This window comes from Lacticaseibacillus camelliae DSM 22697 = JCM 13995, assembly GCF_001311195.1.
GTDB classification, from domain to species: Bacteria; Bacillota; Bacilli; order Lactobacillales; family Lactobacillaceae; genus Lacticaseibacillus; species Lacticaseibacillus camelliae.
On sequence record NZ_BBAJ01000134.1, the window covers coordinates 1 to 2,803 of the forward strand.

Genomic DNA, 2,803 nt, shown 5'->3' on the forward strand with positions numbered 1-2,803 from the left:
GAAGGCGGCCATTCGAATTTACCACCCGTGCCATGGATCTTACCACCTTCTGCCAAACAATGTACCACCCAGTGCCAAGCATCTTACCATTCAGAAATCAAAGAACCTCCGATATACTTTGAGTACGCGGCGTGTAACCGCGTACATCGAATATATTGGAGGTTTTTGTTATGGCTATTCAGTATCGCCGGATTCTGGAATTATCGCCAGACCACAGCCAGCGCAGCATCGCTGCAAGCACTGGACATTCTCGACCCAAAGTCCGAGAAGTCCTTGAGCGGGCCAAGCAGTCGGAGCTTTCATTGCCCCTTGATCCGCAACTGACAGATGCACAGATTGGGCGAATCCTCTTCCCTGAACTGGCTCCTGAAACAACGGGGCGTGAGTTGCCAGATTTGGAGTATCTGCACGAGGAACTCGGTAAGAAGAACGTGACGTTGTCGTTGCTTTACTACGAGTACCAAATCAATTGCCGGGACTCTCACAAGGTGCCGTACTCATACCGTTCATTTTGTCGGATGTATGGCGACTTTGCCCAGAAATACAAAGCAACCATGCGTATCCGGCGTAAGCCGGGCGAACTGATGGAAGTTGACTGGGCTGGATCAACACTGGAAGTGAGTGACGCCGACACTGGCGAAAAAAATCACGGCATATCTGTTTTTGGCTGTGCTTCCCAGCAGCCAATATGGGTATTGTGAAGCGTTCTTGAGCATGACAATGCCAGATTGGATTCGCGGTCATGTCAATGCCTATGAGTTCTTCGGTGGTGTCACTGAGATCTTGGTGTCAGACAACTTAAAGACGGGCGTCAACAGTCATGCCAAGTTTGACCCGGTTCTGAATCCGGTCTATCGCGATATGGCTGAGCACTACGGTACGGTCGTGATGCCCGCTCGGGTGCGGAAGCCTAAAGACAAACCCAAGGTGGAAGCCACAGTCAAAGCGTTATCCACATGGGTCATCGCAGCGCTACGCAATCAGCAATTCTTCACTCTGGAAGAATTAAATCAGGCCGTCTGGTCGAAGTTGCGGGACTTCAACCAACGGCCTTTCACAAAGAAATATAAGGAATGTCGCAATCGTGAAGAAGGCTTTTCCACAGAAGAGAAGTTCGCCCTTCATCCACTGCCAGCGGCACCGTTTGAGATGGCGGCTTGGAAAACTGCCACCGTAACTCCAGACTATCACATCCAGGTGGATCGGATGTTTTATTCGGTCCCGTTTCAGTACATTGGCAGTCAAGTCGACGTTCGTCTCACGAATAGCTTGATCGAGGTGTTCTTCAAGGATAGCCGTATCGCTTCGCATGCGCGACTCTATGGCCGTAGCGAGCAATTCTCAACGAATCAAGAGCATATGCCAGAGGCACACAAGTTATACGTCTCACACACCGCCGAATCGAGTCGGACATGGGCGGCGACCGTCGGTCCACACATTAGTGCGCTTGTGGAAGATTTACTCAATCACAATCCTGAGCGACAAGCATTACACACAATCTTAAGCCTTCAAAAGCTGGCGAAAAAAATATGGCGCAACGCAACTCGAGTTCGCCTGCGGCGAGGTGCAGCAGGTCGCCCAAGTGCCTACCACTCGCATTATTGAGCGGGTGTTGATCAATCAGAAGAAGAAAACGCCAGAGGCACTGGCAAACAAGAACGTTGAAAACGACTATGGCTTCACTCGTGGAGCTGAATACTTTGGGAGGGTCGGTCATGATCAATCAAGAAACGACTAGGAAATTGCACGAAATGCGGCTTACATCGATGGTCGAGGCCTTAGCAAACCAAGAACATATCGAAAATATTCGGCAAATGGGCTTTGAGGATCGTCTAGAGTTATTGATCGACGCCGCCTATGACACGCGTCAGAACAACAAGCTAGAACGCCTGATCAAAGACGCTGGATTCAGTACCACTGCGCCTTCCATCAGCAACATTGACTACAGTCCAGACCGTCAGTTGGACAAAGACGTCATCACGAAACTCGCCACCGGTGCCTACATCAAGGCTCACCACAACGTGTTGATCATGGGGGCGTCTGGAAACGGCAAAACTTGGCTGGCGACGGCACTTGGTATTGCGGCCTGCCGCCAGTTCTACAAGGTACGTTACGTGCGGCTGCCAGAGCTCATGGACGACCTACTCGTCGCCAAGAATGAAGCGAATGGCGACTTCAAAAAGATCCTGATCAAATACGGCAAGTATGATCTTCTGATTATCGATGAATGGTTATTGACTGCGGTATCTCAAGAACAAGCGACCTTCATTCTAGAGTTAATGGAACGCCGCGCAGGGCAACGCGCCACCATCTTCTGTTCGCAATTCGGACCACGGGCCTGGCATGAGAAGCTCGGACAATCACAGATTGCGGATGCGATTCTTGACCGGATCGTGCATACGGCCTACCACATTGAAATCGACGGAAAGAAATCGATGCGTGAACGTTACGGGATTGGTGGACAAGATGATTAATGAAGAAGTAGAACGCCGTGTCGCCGGATATTATATGGGACTGAAGATGAGTGAGGATCAGTTCATTGAGCTTGAAGGTGCCTTGCTTGATGCCATCTGGCAAAGCGATGAACAAATCTCCGACGACGAGCTGGTGAAAATCGGCGTCAAATTGATCAACCGATTCTTGGAAGAGGACGAAGAAGAAGCATAGATGACAACGATGCCCACTGGTCAAGTAAGACCGGTGGGCATTTCAAGTGGTAAAGTGTTGGCACAAGGTGGTAACATTCGTGGCAGAAGGTGGTAAAAAGTTTGGCAGAGGTGGTAAATTCCGATGGCCGCCTTCA

General features: G+C 50.3%; 4 protein-coding genes. All 4 read left to right on the forward strand.

What is annotated here, in order from left to right:
* Window positions 1-170: 170 nt before the first annotated feature.
* Window positions 171-701 (forward strand): transposase, encoded by a 531-nt coding sequence (locus JCM13995_RS16475; protein ID WP_225350915.1) that lies wholly within the window; start codon window positions 171-173, stop codon window positions 699-701.
* 19 nt (window positions 702-720) lie between these two features.
* A complete protein-coding gene (locus tag JCM13995_RS16480) occupies window positions 721-1,605 on the forward strand; it encodes a Mu transposase domain-containing protein (protein WP_225350916.1) in 885 nt (294 codons plus the stop codon).
* Between the two features lie 110 nt (window positions 1,606-1,715).
* On the forward strand, window positions 1,716-2,474 hold the full coding sequence (istB, locus tag JCM13995_RS13225; RefSeq protein WP_054666486.1) for an IS21-like element helper ATPase IstB: 759 nt from the start codon (window positions 1,716-1,718) through the stop codon (window positions 2,472-2,474).
* Entirely contained in the window at window positions 2,467-2,667 is a 201-nt protein-coding gene (locus tag JCM13995_RS13230; protein WP_054666489.1) for a hypothetical protein, read from the forward strand. Before istB ends, JCM13995_RS13230 begins: the two co-directional genes overlap by 8 nt.
* The last annotated feature ends 136 nt before the right edge of the window (window positions 2,668-2,803 follow it).

Coding starts and splice junctions, on each gene's coding strand:
- JCM13995_RS16475 (WP_225350915.1), top strand. CDS start 171: ATGGCTATTCAGTATCGCCGGATTCTGGAATTATCGCCAGACCACAGC.
- JCM13995_RS16480 (WP_225350916.1), top strand. CDS start 721: ATGCCAGATTGGATTCGCGGTCATGTCAATGCCTATGAGTTCTTCGGT.
- istB (WP_054666486.1), top strand. CDS start 1,716: ATGATCAATCAAGAAACGACTAGGAAATTGCACGAAATGCGGCTTACA.
- JCM13995_RS13230 (WP_054666489.1), top strand. CDS start 2,467: ATGATTAATGAAGAAGTAGAACGCCGTGTCGCCGGATATTATATGGGA.